The following is a 13,137-nucleotide window of genomic DNA, read 5'->3' on the forward strand; positions in this document are numbered from 1 at the left end:
TGAATCCAGACTGATTTCTATATGGTGACGTCCGTGGGCCTGACAACGCGCGCAAGCACAAGGACGCTGACCGAGGCCGCCTTGCCCTTGTTCAGGGCACGCGTGCACGCCGACAGGGTGGCGCCGGTCGTGTAGACATCGTCGATCAGGACGACATGCGCGCCCTCGATACGTGCGGCCCGCGACGGGCGTATGGCGAAGGCGCCGCGGACATTCTTGCGCCGTTCGCGCGCGGTAAGCCCGCCCTGGCTTGGCGTGGGTTTGCGGCGGACAAGCGCGTCATTGCAGGCCGGCAGTTCTGTTCGCTTCGACAGGGCTGTGGCGAGCCAGCCGGACTGGTTGAAGCCGCGGCTGGCAAGGCGGCGATAATGCAGCGGCACGGGAACGATCAGGTCTGCATCGGCCAGAAGGTCTGCGCCGGCCAGGGCCATCCAGGCGGCAAAGACCGGAAGACCATCGCGGCGCCCGGCGCGTTTCAGGTCCAGCACGGCTTTTCGCGAGGCCTCGTCATATTCCACAGCCGCGCGGGCGGCGTGCCATGGCGGCGGATTGGCGGCACAGGCCCCGCACAGCGTTGCATCGCCAAGATCGCTCTCGGCCGGCATGGCGCAGCTGCGGCAGCCACTGCCATTGAGGAAGGCGAGACGGGCGAAGTCCTCCGGCGGGATCAGCCCCTGTCCGGCATGGCTCTGGCCGGTGACGAGGGAGCGCGGTGGCCAGACAAAGTCGCCGATCGACCGCAATCCGGCCTTTGCTGCGCGGCCAAGCCGGTCCATATCGAGCCCCATGCTGTCTGCCCCACCCAAGCTTTTCGACCGTAACCAGGTGCGCATGCACCGCGACCGGGCGTCTGCCCGCTACGAGGACTATGCCTTCCTGAAGGAGCGGGAGTCGAGTCAGCTCATCGAACGGCTGATGGACACCACAAAGACGTTCGAGCGCGCGCTGGACCTTGGCGCGCATGATGGACGCGCGGCGCTGAAGCTCGTTGAAAGCGGCCGGGTCGAAGCCGTCGAGGCGGCGGATATATCGGAGGAATTTGTCGAGAGGATGCGCGGCGTCGGGCTTGAGGCTTTCAGGCTGGATGAGGAGGAGCCCGCCTTTGAATCAGGGCGCTACGATCTTGTGACCTCGATCCTGAGCCTGCACTGGGTGAACGACCTGCCCGGGACGCTGGTGCGGATCCGAGAAGGCCTCAAGGCAGATGGGCTCTTTCTCGGCTGCCTGTTCGGAGGCGGGACGCTTGCAGAACTCCGGTCCTGCCTGATCGAAGCGGAGACGGAGCTGACAGGCGGCGCGTCAGCGCGGCTGTCACCGCTGCCGGGGCTACAGGACATGGCTGGGCTGATGCAGCGCGCGGGCTTTGCGCTGCCGGTGGTTGATCTTGAAGCAGTTACGGTGCGCTATTCGAACCCAGTAAAATTGCTTCATGATATCAAGGGCATGGGCGAGCAGGCGGCTTTTGCGGCAAATGAAAAGGCGCCGCGCCGCCCATTATCATCGACCGTGCTCGCGCGCATGAGTGAGCTATATGCCGAGCGCTATAGCGACCCTGATGGCAAGCTGCGCGCCACGTTCAACGTCATCTGGTTGTCGGGATGGGCGCCGCACGAGAGCCAGCCGACACCCCTGCGTCCAGGAAGCGCACGGCATAGCCTGGCGGATGCGGTCAAGAATTTCCCGAGAAAAACCGGCGAAAACTAGGGTCCGGAACCGTTCCAGAAACAGCCCGGTTTCAGCCCACAAAAAAGCCCGCTACGACATTTCGCAGCGGGCTCATGTCTGGGTTCGAAAACCGGACGATGGCTAGTTCTTGAACGCCGAAAAAATGTCGTCAGCATTCGGCGTGTCATTGTCGACCGCTTCGGTCTGCGCATCGGCCTCCTCGGCGGGCTTGAGGCCCGGGCCGGAAGTTTCGGCGGCCTTCTGCGAGTCCATCTTCTTGCGGCGGTCAGCGGCCTTGTTGACGACTTCGTCGAGTTCAATCTGCGTGCACAGGCCGAGCGTCACCGGGTCGACCGGCTTGATGTTCTGCGAATTCCAGTGCGTCTTGTCGCGCACATTGGTGATCGTCGCCTTGGTCGTGCCGATCAGCTTGGAGATTTGCGCATCGGTGACTTCCGGGTGGTTGCGGATGAACCAGGCGATCGCATCGGGCTTGTCCTGGCGCCGGGCAACCGGCGTGTAGCGGGCGCCCTTGCGCTTCGGCTGCGGGATGTGCGCGATCTTGGATTCGGCCTTTTTCAGGCGGTAGTTCGAATCTTCCTCGCCCTTGCGGATTTCCTCGCGCGTCAGTTCGCCGCCCGAGATCGGGTCGACGCCGCGCATGTTCTCGGCGACATCGCCATCGGCAATGCCTTTGACCTCGAGCGAGTGCAGGCCACAGAAGTCCGCGACCTGGGTGAAGGTCAGCGTGGTGTTGTCGATCAGCCAGACGGCCGTCGCCTTGGGCATCAGAATATCGGCCATTTTGGGCTCCGTTTGCTTGGTCCCCGAAACGCAGCCGCCCGGCCTTTCGGGCCGGGCGGTCAGGGTTCCAGGAGGGAATAAATCCTAACGGCAAGGATTATAGGCGCTAAGCACGCAATTGGGAAGGTGGGCTTTGTAGTGGGTCCAGTCCTTCCCAAAAACGTGTCCTGCGGTGGTCGGTCGTCTAACTGCGATAGACCAGTATTGGGAGCGGGACATGGGTCACGCCACCAGCGCGGTTTCCGCCATATATTTCATCGCTTCCACATAGGCCTGCTGGCTCCAGCCGCAGTCCTGGACGAGGTGCTCCCAGGTGCGAACCGAGAGGAGTGTCCAGAGGAGATCGGTCGCCTTCTCCTGATCAAAGCCGGGCTTGAGGTCGCCGTCTTCTGCCAGCGCGCGTACGGCCGCCTCGCAGCCATGACGCATCGCGTCCATCCGGTCCTTCCAGGCGGCGGCAGCCGCTTCGTCGGTGGCTTCCATGGCGAGGAAGGCCCGCGCAACGCCATAGATCTGCGGGATATAATTGCCCCACGCATCGATATAGGCGTCGAGGCGCTCACGCCCTGATGTGGCGGCCCGGCTTGCCGCGAGCTGCTCATCGACGTTCAGCACCTGATCCAGATGGCGCGCCGTGGCGATCAGCAGATCGGCGCGCGTGGGAAAGTGCAGGTAGACGGCCTGCCGGCTGACGCCCGACGCCTTGGCGATGTCGCTCATGCGCACGGCCGTACCGGGCTTTTCCTCAAGCAGCCGGGACGCAGCGGCCATGATTTTTTCACGGGTTTCGAGATTCGAACTTGACATCATGTCAAGCTAAGGGCATTTGACGCTGTGTCAACTTTACACGGTGTCAAGCAAAGGAGATATTCATGACAAAGCGTGTTTTCATCTGGGTTGCGCACCCGAAGGCCGGGTCGCTCTGTGCGGCGCTGGCTGACGCCTATCAGTCGGGGGTCGAGGCGAATGGAGCCGAGACGATTCGCATGGATCTGTCGGAGATGGACTTCGACCCTCATTTCGAAGGCTATGGAGCGGACACTCCGGCGCTCGAACCGGCGCTCATCGACTGGCAGGGGGCAATTGCCTGGGCCGATCATGTGATGGTGATCCACCCTTACTGGTGGGGCGGGATGCCGACACGGGCAAAAGCCGTGCTCGACCGGGCGCTGACCCCGGGCTTCGGCTTCAAATATCATGAGAAGGGTGCTGCCTGGGACAAGCTGCTCAAGGGCAAGACGGCTGACGGCATTATCACCTCCGACACACCACCGCTGATCGATACGCTTCTCTACCAGAAGCCTGCCCGCCGGGTGCTGAAGAACCAGGTGTTTGGCTTCTGCGGCATGAAGGTCCGCCGGGTCGTGCAGATCGGCTCTGTGAAGCTCGCCTCAAAAAGAAAAATCCAGAGCTGGTTCGGCCGCATGCGCCGGATGGGTGAACGCGCTGCGCTCAGCTGACCAGCCAAAAGGAGACGACAATGAAACGCGCAATAACGATGACAGTCTGCGCCGTATCGGGCGTGGTTATTACCGGGGTTGGACTGGGCCTGCTCTTCTGGCCTCACAGCATGCATGCCGCAAACGGCATTGCCCTGGGGGGCGAGGCAGGCCTGCTTTCGGAAACGAGAGCGCCTGGCGGCTTTCTGCTATTGGTCGGTGCCTTCATCCTGGCAAGCCTGGTCCGGCCTGGCTGGCGCTACGCCGCCCTCGTCGCAACCGCTCTTGTCAATGGTGGCTGGGCGGCTGGCCGGCTCGTCAGCGCCGCCTTTGACGGCCTGCCGCCGCAGGCCCTGCTGGCGGCCTTCACCATCGAGGTCACGCTTGCCGGCCTTGCCGTCGGCCTTCTCGCCACGCCCGCAGCCCGCAAGGAGGCCTGGTCATGAGTGAGCACATTCTCGTTTACACATTACTGGCCTTGGGCGTGGCGAGCACGCTGGTGGCCGGCGTCTTCCAGGCCTTTTCGGATTTTGTGATGCGCGGTCTCGTCGCCGCCGAGCCGATGGGCGGCGCGCAGTCCATGCAGATGATCAACCGGACCGTGATGCGATCGGTCTTCCTGGTCCTGCTACTGGGACTGGTGCCGGTGACCCTCGCCGTCAGTCTTGTTGCGCAGTTTGGCGTTGATGGCGCGGCACGCGGCTGGATCCACGCCGGAACGGCGGTCTATCTCGTGAGCGTTTTCCTGGTGACGATGCTCGGCAATGTGCCGATGAACAATCGCCTCGACCGGATGGTGCCGTCCGAGCAGGCGACCGCACGATACTGGGACCATTATGGCCGGGTCTGGACGCGGTGGAACCATGTCCGCACGCTGGGTTCGTTTGCTGCCGGGGTGTGTTTTATCGTTGCCGCGCTGGCCCTCGCCTGAGCGCTCAGACAGAGTCCTTTGCGAGGTCGATCCAGTGGTCGACCTCGTCGGCGTTCGGGGCATTGTTGTCGGAAATGATGCGCCGGACATAGGGCTTCTGGAAGTGCATGGTGGCCGCCATTAGCAGGTCTGCCGCCTTCGCTTCGGCCAAGTCGTCGGCTGAGCGTATGCCCGCGCCAACAAGCAGCTGGACATCATGAACGCGCAGGCTGGGGATCGACATTTTCAGGGCTGTCTGGTCCTGCCAGTCGAGAACGGTTTCCGCGGTGATGTGGCGTGCGTCGAGCGCCTCGGCGGTGGTTTCCGGGTCGGTGCCGAGCAGGTCGCGGATCGTGTAAATGCCGATGTCATAGAGCCGGGCCGCCGTTTTCTTGCCGATCGAGGGCGCGTCGACGACATCGCTCTTCAGGGTGAGATGGGTGTCGGGCGTCGCCTCCGCCTCCGGGGCCTCTGCTGCGGGCGCTGGCGCGGGCGAATCGATCGTTTCGGGGGCGGAACGATCTGTCTGTTCTGTAATGTTTTCGGGTATGGGCATGCGGGGTGCATGTTTTGAGCCCAGGGGCGCGAGCGGGCGCGCATCGAGCTCCTTCACAGGGATGCGCAGCACCGTTTCGGCGTGCAGTTTCCGGATCGCCTTGTCGTCGTCCGGCAGCGTCTTCACTACCTTGCCGGTCTCCTGCAGCTCCTTGTACATCGCCGCGACCGTCTTGCGGTCAGCCGCGTTTTCCATCTTCTTCGTCATCCACTGCACCGGCACATCCAGCGTGGCGAGATAGCCGCGCACGGTGAGGTTCACCTTTTTCGGCGTGACGGCGGCCTCGGCAAAGGCGTTTTCGTAGAGCAGGCTGATGCCGCGTGTGGCATAGGCCACGAGATCGGAAATGATGTCGAGCAGGGTTTCATCAAGTCCGGCGGGCGGATCTTTCACGCCGGCATGGATGTCGTAATGATCGATGAAATCCTGATAATGCGGGTGAGAGCGTTTGGCGCCGGCAAGCACCATGTCGGAGACGAAGCCCGAGCCGCAATGGCGTTCGATGTCGGGATATCCCTTTTGCTCTATCCGGCGAACGATCTCACCGCGGGACTTGGCGATCGACCATTCCAGCGCGCGGTGGATGGCGCCTTCCTCCTCGCTCTGGGCGGTATGGAAGGGCTGGATCGGGTCGGCATAGTAATGGCTGAGCACGCCCAGCGCATAGGCGGCATGGCTCCATTTCTTCTCGCGAAGCGCGACGACAGCCTTGCCATACCAGTCGGCGGCCGCATCGCGCGCGCCGCCCCATTCGCCTTCGGAGACGTGGAGGACATGGTTGCGGAAGTCCCTGAACTCGGAGTCCGGTGCCTTGGCGCCCGCAAGCAGCGAGGGGTGTTCCGACAGCATCAGGTCATGCCACCGCTCAGCGTCCTTGCCCTCGATCAGGGCGAGTGCGTCCATCACGATGAAGTGGTGGGTCGACCGGCAATGATGGGCGGTAATGACGTTTCTGAGCAAATTGGCCATAGCGTTCGGTTCCGGAATTAACCGCTTGATAAGGCCGCGCTTTGGTTAATGTCCGTTTAACCCTTTGGCCGGGCTCATTCCGCCTGCTCGGCCATCGCAGGATGCCGGGCCGTTTCGATCGCGGCCATCAACTCCGCATCGCGGAAGGGCTTGCGGATTATGGGGCAGGCCGAGAGGACTTCGGTGATGCCTTCCAGCTCCTCATATCCGGTGCAGAATACGACCGGCACACCGGCCATGACCAGTTCCTCGGCAAAATTGAAGGAGCGTTCGCCCGAGAGATTGCTGTCGAGCAGGGCGATGTCCGGAAGGCCATGAGAAATGGTTTCGCGGGCATGGGCGATTGTGCTTGCCGGACCCATCACCTCAAAGCCTGCATCCTGCAGGCGGAACTCAAGATCGATCGCGGTCAACGCTTCGTCTTCAAGGACCAGGATGGATGGTTTGCCGTGTTGCTTGCGTGGGCCCGTCCTCTTGCCAGGCTCGGCCTGGTCTGCCTCTGCCGGCCCCTCGTCTCGGGTGAGCCTGATCTCGACGGCCAGCCCATCGGAATGCCAGGTCCGCTCCAGCGTGCCGCCGGCATGGTCTGCAATGATCCGGTCGAGCAGCTGCGTCCCGAAGCCTGAGCTTTGCGGCGGGTTGAGGCCGGTGCCGCCTGTCTCACGCCAGCTGATGGAAATGCCGTCCGGGCGCTCGACCCATGAAATGCCGATACGGCCCTGCGGATGCGACAGGGCGCCATACTTGGCGGCATTGGTCGCAAGTTCGTGAATGATCAGGGCCAGCGTCTGTGCCGTCTCAGGCGACAGGGTGACCGGCTCACCGCTCAGCGTGATCCGGTTTGCGGCATCATCGCTGAAAGAGGATGTTTCGTCATGGAGCAGGGTGCGCAGTTCGGCACCGTGCCATTGCGAGGCGGCAAGCAGGCTGTGCGTGCGCGCCAGGGATCCGATACGGCCTTCGACGGCGGCCTTGTAGTCTTTGATTGAGTCAGCCCGCGTCAGGTTCACGACCGATTGTGCCACCGCCAGCGCATTCTTGGCGCGGTGATCGATCTCCCGCATGATCAGGGTCTGGCGTTCCTCGATCCGCTTCTGCTCGGTGATATCGGTATTGGTGCCGAACCAGCGGATGATGTTGCCTTCCGTGTCGCGAATGGGGACGGCGCGCGACAGGAACCAGCGATAATCGCCGTCCTTGCTGCGCAGCGGGAAGGTATCCTCCCATGGCTCGCCGGTCTCGAAGGCGCGATTGAAGTGCTTGGCCACCCGGTCGACATGATCGGGATGATGCACGGCTTTCCAGCCCCAGCCCTGCATGTCCTCAAGCGTGGTGCCAGTGAAATCGAACCAGCGCTGATTGTACCAGAAGATCCAGCCATCCGGCCGGGTCATCCAGGCCAGCTGCGGAATCGAATTGGCGAGCATATGGAAGTCGGCTTCCAGCTGCGCATAGCTGTGCTGAAGGGCCTTGTAACGTTCCGGCATTCATTCTCCACGTCCGCAACTCACGGACGCCTCACCAAACACGCACATAGTATACACACCCATAACGTGTGCGCTAGCGGGCGCCTGCCGCCGGAAGACGGGACGAATTTCGCAGGAAGTCAGCCGTCTGGGCGTAGAAGACCTAGACCGCCACGTTCAGCAGGATCTTGCCGATATGGCCTCCCTTGGCCATTCGCGCCTGAGCCGTTTCCGCTTCATCGAGACCGAATGTCTGGTCGATGACCGGCCGGATGTCGCCAGCGGCCACCATCGGCCAGAATTCTTCCTCTATGGCCGCGCGGATCTCGGCCTTTTCCTCGACCGGGCGGGCCCGGAGCGTCGTGCCGGTGAGGATCAGGCGCTTGACCATGAGGTAGATCAGGTTGAGCTCGACCTTGGAGCCGTTGAGATAGGCGATGTTACAGATGCGCCCGTTCACACGCGCCGCAGATATGTTCTTCTGGACATAATCGCCGCCGACCATGTCGAGGATGACATCGGCGCCGCCGCCATCCTTCACCACGGTCTCGAAGTCTTCTTCCTTGTAATTGATCGCGCGGGTAGCGCCGAGCGTTTCGGCCGCCTTGCACTTTTCCGCCGAGCCGGCCGTGGTCCAGATCTCGGAGGCGCCCGCGCGTTTCACCATCTGGATCGCCATGGAGCCGATGCCTGATGTGCCGCCATGGACGAGCACGGTCTCGCCCTTTTTGAAGGCGCAGCGCATGAAAATGTTGGCATAGACCGTCATCATCGCTTCCGGCAGGGCGGCGGCCTGCAGCAGGGTGAGGTTTTCCGGAACGGGAAGGAGCGAGCCTTCATCGACAGCGCAGAATTCGGCATAGCCGCCGCCTGCGAGCAGGGCGCAGACCCGGTCGCCTTCCTTCCACTTCGTCACCTTCTCGCCCACAGCGGCCACCGTGCCGGAGCATTCCAGCCCCATGATCTCGGAGGCGCCGGGCGGGGGCGGATAGTGACCGGCGCGCTGGACGAGGTCGGCGCGGTTGAGCCCGGCAGCGGCCACTTTTACCAGCACGTCGTGCGGGCCGATGTCCGGACGCGGAACGTCGCCAAGTTTCAGCGCTTCGCCGCCTTCGGCCACGATCGCCTTCATCATATCGCTCATCTGCACTCCTCCTGTGGGCCGCAAGGCTGCGCTGGCCTTCGAATCAAGGCTTGATTTCGCAGCGTGGCTGTCCTTGCCTGATGGCGAGAAGGCCTAAAGGCATGGAGGCGTGCGATCAATGTTCGAGAATGACCCACCAAAACCGGCCAAGCTCGATCTGGAACAGCTGTCGGTCGACGAGCTGAAGCAGCGTATCGAGGCGTTGAAGGCCGACATTGCCGCGTGTGAGGCGGAGATCGAAAAGAAGCAGGCGCATAAATCCGCCGCTGACGACTTCTTCAAATCATGAGGCGTGGGTCTTGCATCTTTAAGACCCTTTAAACTTCGTCACGGCTAATGTTACCCACGGATTCGTCCGCGCGCGCTAAGCTGGAAAAGACAGAGAAGGCTACAGACCGCCCATGGCAGCGACACCTGAACAGAGCCCTGAGGACAGCGAACTCTCCATGCCGGAGTTCGCTGCAAGCCGCGTTTTCGAACGGGTGTTTGCAGATGGTATGGCGCTGGTCGAAGAGGCGGCCTCCTATCTCGATGGGCCGGGCCGCGACATGGCCAAGCAGCTGCCGCGCGAAGCGGGCCTCACCTATGCGGCCTGGAGCATGGAGCTGACCTCCAAGCTGATGCAGGCGGCCAGCTGGCTCGTCATGCAGAAGGCGGTGCGCGACGGCGACATGCCCCGCAGCGACGCGCTGAAGCAGAAATACCGCATCCATCGCGATGGTCCGCCACTCGACGCCGCGAAACAGCGCGGACGCGGCCTGCCGGACCATTTCCTCGACCTGGTCGATGAGGCGGAAAACCTGTTTTCGCGCATCTGCCGGCTGGATGCCGCGATCTATGTCGATGGCCATTCCGGCGAGGCGAGCCCCGTCAAACGTCAGATCGATGAGCTGAAGGCCGCTGCCGAGGATGGCGCTTTCGATCCGCTGCGCATCTGGGGCCGGGCGCGGTAGTCGTCCTACCGCCTGAGCACAATCCGCATATTCTCGACCGACACTTCCCGTCCGTCCTCCGTCACGAAGGCGGTGCGCACGGACTGGCGGCTTTGTGTGTCGGTGAAGCTGATCGGCGGCTGGCCTTCGCCATCGAGCCACTGGTCGCCCCATTGGGTCAGCGCGATCAGGACCGGCCTGAGCGCTTCGCCCTTGTCGGTGAGGACATATTCAGGACGCGCGCGGCGACCCTCGACCTTGTAGGTCCGCTTGTCGAGCAGGCCGGTTTCCACCAGTGACTTCAGGCGCCCTGACAGGATGGTGCGCGGTGTGCCGAGTTCGGTCTGGAAATCGTCGAAGCGGCGCACGCCATACAGAGCCGAGCGCAGGATAAGCAGCGTCCAGCGGTCGCCAATCTCGTTGACGGCGCGGGCCAGGTTGCAGCGTTCGGGCGGGACGGGGGATTTGCGGGATAGCGGAACCATAGGCAAAACCTTGCATGGGTTCGTCTTCCAAATCCAGACCTTTCGACGCCTGCAAGGCCGATTTCCGCTTCGCATGGCTGGATGTGGCTGTTAGACTTTGCCGCTCTCCCAGCCGCCTGCGAGCCAGCTGCCATGTCCGCGCCCAAGAAATATATCGACAAGCGCATCGCCAATGCCCTGATCCCGAAGGCGCAGGCCAAGGGCATGATGGGCGGGCTGACCAGCGCGGTCGCCAAGCAGACCATGGGCGGGCTCTGGGTCGGCGGGAATGCCTGGCTGACCGCCGAGGAGCTGAGCTTCGAACCGAACGCGCTCAACCGTCACTACCATCTCAACCCTGAAGACCTGACAGCCTCAGTGCGGCTTGTGGATGTGAACGATGTGACCTGGCGCAAGGGCCTGGTCACCAGTATCATCGACATTGAAGCCGCCGACGAGAAGCTCTCCATCCGCTGCTACAAGTCGAAGCCTTTTGCCGATGCGATCCGTCAGGCGGTGGAGGCCGCAAAGGCCGCTGAAGCCAGGCCCTGATGCCTCTGCGGCACAGCTGGCAGTTTCCTTCCGTGAAAATCTGATCTAGGTGTCCGGCAGCTTCTACAAGAACATCGCAGGAAGGAGGCCTCCCATGGCTCGCAAGAAGATTGCTCTTATCGGTTCAGGCATGATTGGCGGCACGCTCGCGCATATCGCTGCGCGCGAGGAGCTCGGCGACGTGGTCTTGTTCGACATTGCCGAGGGCCTGCCGCAGGGCAAGGGTCTCGACATCGCGGAATCCACCCCCGTCTATAACGCGTCCGTCGATCTCAAGGGCGCCAATGATTATGAAGGCATCGCGGGCGCAGATGTCTGCATCGTGACCGCCGGCGTGCCGCGCAAGCCGGGCATGAGCCGCGACGACCTGCTCGGGATCAATCTCAAGGTCATGAAGGCTGTCGGTGAGGGCATCGCCAAGAACGCCCCGAACGCTTTCGTCATCTGCATCACCAACCCGCTCGACGCCATGGTCTGGGCGCTGCAGCAATTCTCCGGCCTGCCGAAGGAAAAAGTCGTCGGCATGGCCGGCGTTCTGGACTCCTCGCGGTTCGCTTACTTCCTGTCGGAAAAGACCGGCGTTTCCGTCGCCGACATCCATGCATGGACGCTCGGCGGCCACGGCGACACGATGGTGCCGATGGTGCGCCACTCCACGGTTGGCGGCCTGCCGCTGCCGCAGCTTGTCGAGCAGGGCTGGATGACGCAAGACGACCTCGATGCCATCGTCGACCGCACCCGCAAGGGTGGCGGCGAGATTGTCGGCCTGCTCAAGACCGGTTCGGCCTTCTACGCCCCGGCGGAAGCCGCGATCTCCATGGCGAAATCCTACCTCAAGGACCAGAAGCGCGTCGTCCCGGCCGCCGCCTACTGCTCCGGCCAGTTCGGCGTTGACGGGATCTATGTCGGTGTGCCGACCCTGATTGGCGCCGGCGGCGCGGAAAAGATTGTCGAGTTTGACCTCACCGAGGACGAGAAGGGCATGTTCCAGAACTCGGTTGATGCGGTCCACGGTCTGATCGACGCCTGCAAGGGTATCGATGGCAGCCTGAAATAGGCGGATCGACGTCTCAGGACTTCAAGGGGCCGGGCCAGGCATGGTCCGGCCCTTTTTGTATCTAGTGGTGATGATCGGAACGGTGGTCGCTATCATCCTCGGGCGAGTGATGCGTGCCATGGCTCTCATGGTCAGGGCCATAGGTTTCCATCTTCACCACTTCGCCGGTCCGGCCGCTGAGCTCGATTTCCAGCTTCACGCCGTCGGCATTCGCGCCTTCGATTTCCCATAACCCGTCATCACGCTCGGTTTCCCAGATGTCGACCATGCCATGCTCGCGGGCAATTTCGACGGCCTGCTCGCGGCTGATCGTATAAAAACCGGCCCCTTCCTTGCTGTCCTTGGCCGCCGCCATGGGCGCCGGTGTCAGCATGGCAATCAGGACGAGCCCTGTGAGTGTGCGTTTCATCTTCGTCCTCCTTTTCAGGCGGCATTATAGCGCGCGCGGGGAGCACGCGCGTCATAAATCTCTGTCATGGTCAAAACCCCGTGAAGAGAAGCGATTGGTCTGTGCAGGCGGGGCCGGGAGGGCTAGACCGGGCAGGCCCAGAAAAGGAGGCTTTCCCTGATGCTCCGTTCAATGCTTGTCGCGCTCGGCCTTTTGGCTGCTGTCGCCCTTCCCGTGACCGCGCAGGAAAGCGCTGTGCCCGAAGACCAGATGATCGGTCCGATGGTCGGGACCGAGGCGCCGCCCCTGAGCGGCATGACGTCTGACGGTCAGACGGTGACGCTCGACGCGCTTGCGGGCGAGAACGGTACAGTGATCGCCTTCATCCGCTCGCTGGACTGGTGCCCCTACTGCCAGAAGCAGGCCATCGGGCTGGAAGAGGCGCGCGTCCCGCTGGAGGAGGCGGGCTGGTCGCTCGTTGCCCTGTCCTATGACAGCCAGGAAACGCTCGCCAATTTCAGCCATGAGAAGGGGATCAACTATGTCCTGGTCTCAGACCCCGAGTCGAAAGTGATCAGGGATTATGACCAGCTCAATGAAGAGATGAAGGAAGGCTCGAAATACTGGGGCATTCCGCATCCGGCCATCGTCTTCGTGCGCACCGACGGCACGGTTGCCGCCGTGCTCCGCGAGGAAGGCTACAAGGACCGGCCCGAAGTCGACGTCGTGACGGAGACGGCCACGCTGCTGAATGAGGCGGCCGGGAGCTGATCCATCTGGCCATGGCCGCC

The 13,137-nt window shown here is 62.7% G+C and carries 17 protein-coding genes; 9 read left to right on the forward strand and 8 right to left on the reverse strand.

Annotation, left to right across the window (positions count from 1 at the left end):
* Positions 1-17: 17 nt before the first annotated feature.
* Entirely contained in the window at positions 18-788 is a 771-nt protein-coding gene (locus tag Q1K29_RS04490; RefSeq protein ID WP_300391758.1) for a ComF family protein, read from the reverse strand.
* On the opposite strand from Q1K29_RS04490, the gene Q1K29_RS04495 reads away from it, so the two are divergent.
* Positions 787-1,704, forward strand: a complete 918-nt coding sequence (locus Q1K29_RS04495; protein ID WP_300391759.1) for a methyltransferase domain-containing protein — start codon at positions 787-789, stop codon at positions 1,702-1,704. The two genes, Q1K29_RS04490 and Q1K29_RS04495, sit on opposite strands and share 2 nt — an antisense overlap.
* 102 nt (positions 1,705-1,806) lie before the next feature.
* Here Q1K29_RS04495 and Q1K29_RS04500 read toward each other — a convergent pair whose 3' ends face one another.
* Both Q1K29_RS04500 and Q1K29_RS04505 read right to left on the reverse strand, forming a co-directional pair.
* Positions 1,807-2,469, reverse strand: a complete 663-nt coding sequence (locus tag Q1K29_RS04500; protein WP_300391760.1) for a cell cycle transcriptional regulator TrcR — start codon at positions 2,467-2,469, stop codon at positions 1,807-1,809.
* A gap of 222 nt (positions 2,470-2,691) precedes the next feature.
* Positions 2,692-3,240 carry a TetR/AcrR family transcriptional regulator gene (locus tag Q1K29_RS04505; RefSeq protein ID WP_300391761.1) on the reverse strand — a complete coding sequence of 183 codons (549 nt, stop codon included), beginning with the start codon at positions 3,238-3,240 and terminating at the stop codon, positions 2,692-2,694.
* A gap of 101 nt (positions 3,241-3,341) precedes the next feature.
* Here Q1K29_RS04505 and Q1K29_RS04510 point away from each other — a divergent pair, with 101 nt between their 5' ends.
* The 3 genes from Q1K29_RS04510 to Q1K29_RS04520 are packed head-to-tail and all read left to right on the forward strand — an operon-like array spanning position 3,342 to position 4,839.
* Entirely contained in the window at positions 3,342-3,929 is a 588-nt protein-coding gene (locus Q1K29_RS04510; RefSeq protein WP_300391762.1) for an NAD(P)H-dependent oxidoreductase, read from the forward strand.
* 20 nt (positions 3,930-3,949) lie between these two features.
* The gene (locus tag Q1K29_RS04515; protein WP_300391763.1) at positions 3,950-4,354 is read left to right on the forward strand and encodes a DUF4345 domain-containing protein; all 405 of its coding nucleotides are present in this window, start codon (positions 3,950-3,952) and stop codon (positions 4,352-4,354) included.
* Positions 4,351-4,839, forward strand: a complete 489-nt coding sequence (locus Q1K29_RS04520; RefSeq protein ID WP_300391764.1) for an anthrone oxygenase family protein — start codon at positions 4,351-4,353, stop codon at positions 4,837-4,839. The genes Q1K29_RS04515 and Q1K29_RS04520 overlap by 4 nt, the downstream gene beginning before the upstream one ends.
* A gap of 4 nt (positions 4,840-4,843) precedes the next feature.
* Here Q1K29_RS04520 and Q1K29_RS04525 read toward each other — a convergent pair whose 3' ends face one another.
* From Q1K29_RS04525 to Q1K29_RS04535, 3 genes are all read right to left on the reverse strand, one after another.
* Positions 4,844-6,343, reverse strand: a complete 1,500-nt coding sequence (locus Q1K29_RS04525; protein ID WP_300391765.1) for a DUF4332 domain-containing protein — start codon at positions 6,341-6,343, stop codon at positions 4,844-4,846.
* Between the two features lie 74 nt (positions 6,344-6,417).
* The gene (locus tag Q1K29_RS04530) at positions 6,418-7,830 is read right to left on the reverse strand and encodes an HWE histidine kinase domain-containing protein (protein WP_300391766.1); all 1,413 of its coding nucleotides are present in this window, start codon (positions 7,828-7,830) and stop codon (positions 6,418-6,420) included.
* A gap of 142 nt (positions 7,831-7,972) precedes the next feature.
* Positions 7,973-8,953 carry an NAD(P)H-quinone oxidoreductase gene (locus Q1K29_RS04535; RefSeq protein WP_300391767.1) on the reverse strand — a complete coding sequence of 327 codons (981 nt, stop codon included), beginning with the start codon at positions 8,951-8,953 and terminating at the stop codon, positions 7,973-7,975.
* A gap of 118 nt (positions 8,954-9,071) precedes the next feature.
* Between Q1K29_RS04535 and Q1K29_RS04540 the strand changes: the two genes are divergently transcribed.
* Together Q1K29_RS04540 and Q1K29_RS04545 are read left to right on the forward strand one after the other, a co-directional pair.
* Complete coding sequence (locus Q1K29_RS04540; protein WP_300391768.1) at positions 9,072-9,242, forward strand: DUF1192 domain-containing protein; 171 nt, start codon at positions 9,072-9,074, stop codon at positions 9,240-9,242.
* A 112-nt stretch (positions 9,243-9,354) separates the two neighbouring features.
* Positions 9,355-9,906 (forward strand): DUF1465 family protein, encoded by a 552-nt coding sequence (locus Q1K29_RS04545; protein ID WP_300391769.1) that lies wholly within the window; start codon positions 9,355-9,357, stop codon positions 9,904-9,906.
* A gap of 5 nt (positions 9,907-9,911) precedes the next feature.
* Here Q1K29_RS04545 and Q1K29_RS04550 read toward each other — a convergent pair whose 3' ends face one another.
* Entirely contained in the window at positions 9,912-10,370 is a 459-nt protein-coding gene (locus tag Q1K29_RS04550; RefSeq protein WP_300391770.1) for a helix-turn-helix domain-containing protein, read from the reverse strand.
* 132 nt (positions 10,371-10,502) lie between these two features.
* On the opposite strand from Q1K29_RS04550, the gene Q1K29_RS04555 reads away from it, so the two are divergent.
* Both Q1K29_RS04555 and mdh read left to right on the forward strand, forming a co-directional pair.
* Positions 10,503-10,901 carry a hypothetical protein gene (locus Q1K29_RS04555; RefSeq protein WP_300391771.1) on the forward strand — a complete coding sequence of 133 codons (399 nt, stop codon included), beginning with the start codon at positions 10,503-10,505 and terminating at the stop codon, positions 10,899-10,901.
* Between the two features lie 94 nt (positions 10,902-10,995).
* Entirely contained in the window at positions 10,996-11,958 is a 963-nt protein-coding gene (gene mdh, locus Q1K29_RS04560; protein ID WP_300391772.1) for a malate dehydrogenase, read from the forward strand.
* Between the two features lie 61 nt (positions 11,959-12,019).
* Here mdh and Q1K29_RS04565 read toward each other — a convergent pair whose 3' ends face one another.
* Positions 12,020-12,367 (reverse strand): PepSY domain-containing protein, encoded by a 348-nt coding sequence (locus Q1K29_RS04565; RefSeq protein ID WP_300391773.1) that lies wholly within the window; start codon positions 12,365-12,367, stop codon positions 12,020-12,022.
* 159 nt (positions 12,368-12,526) lie between these two features.
* Between Q1K29_RS04565 and Q1K29_RS04570 the strand changes: the two genes are divergently transcribed.
* Positions 12,527-13,117, forward strand: a complete 591-nt coding sequence (locus tag Q1K29_RS04570) for a peroxiredoxin family protein (RefSeq protein ID WP_300391774.1) — start codon at positions 12,527-12,529, stop codon at positions 13,115-13,117.
* The last annotated feature ends 20 nt before the right edge of the window (positions 13,118-13,137 follow it).

It is taken from the genome of Henriciella sp. (genome assembly GCF_029937755.1).
GTDB lineage: Bacteria > Pseudomonadota > Alphaproteobacteria > Caulobacterales > Hyphomonadaceae > Henriciella.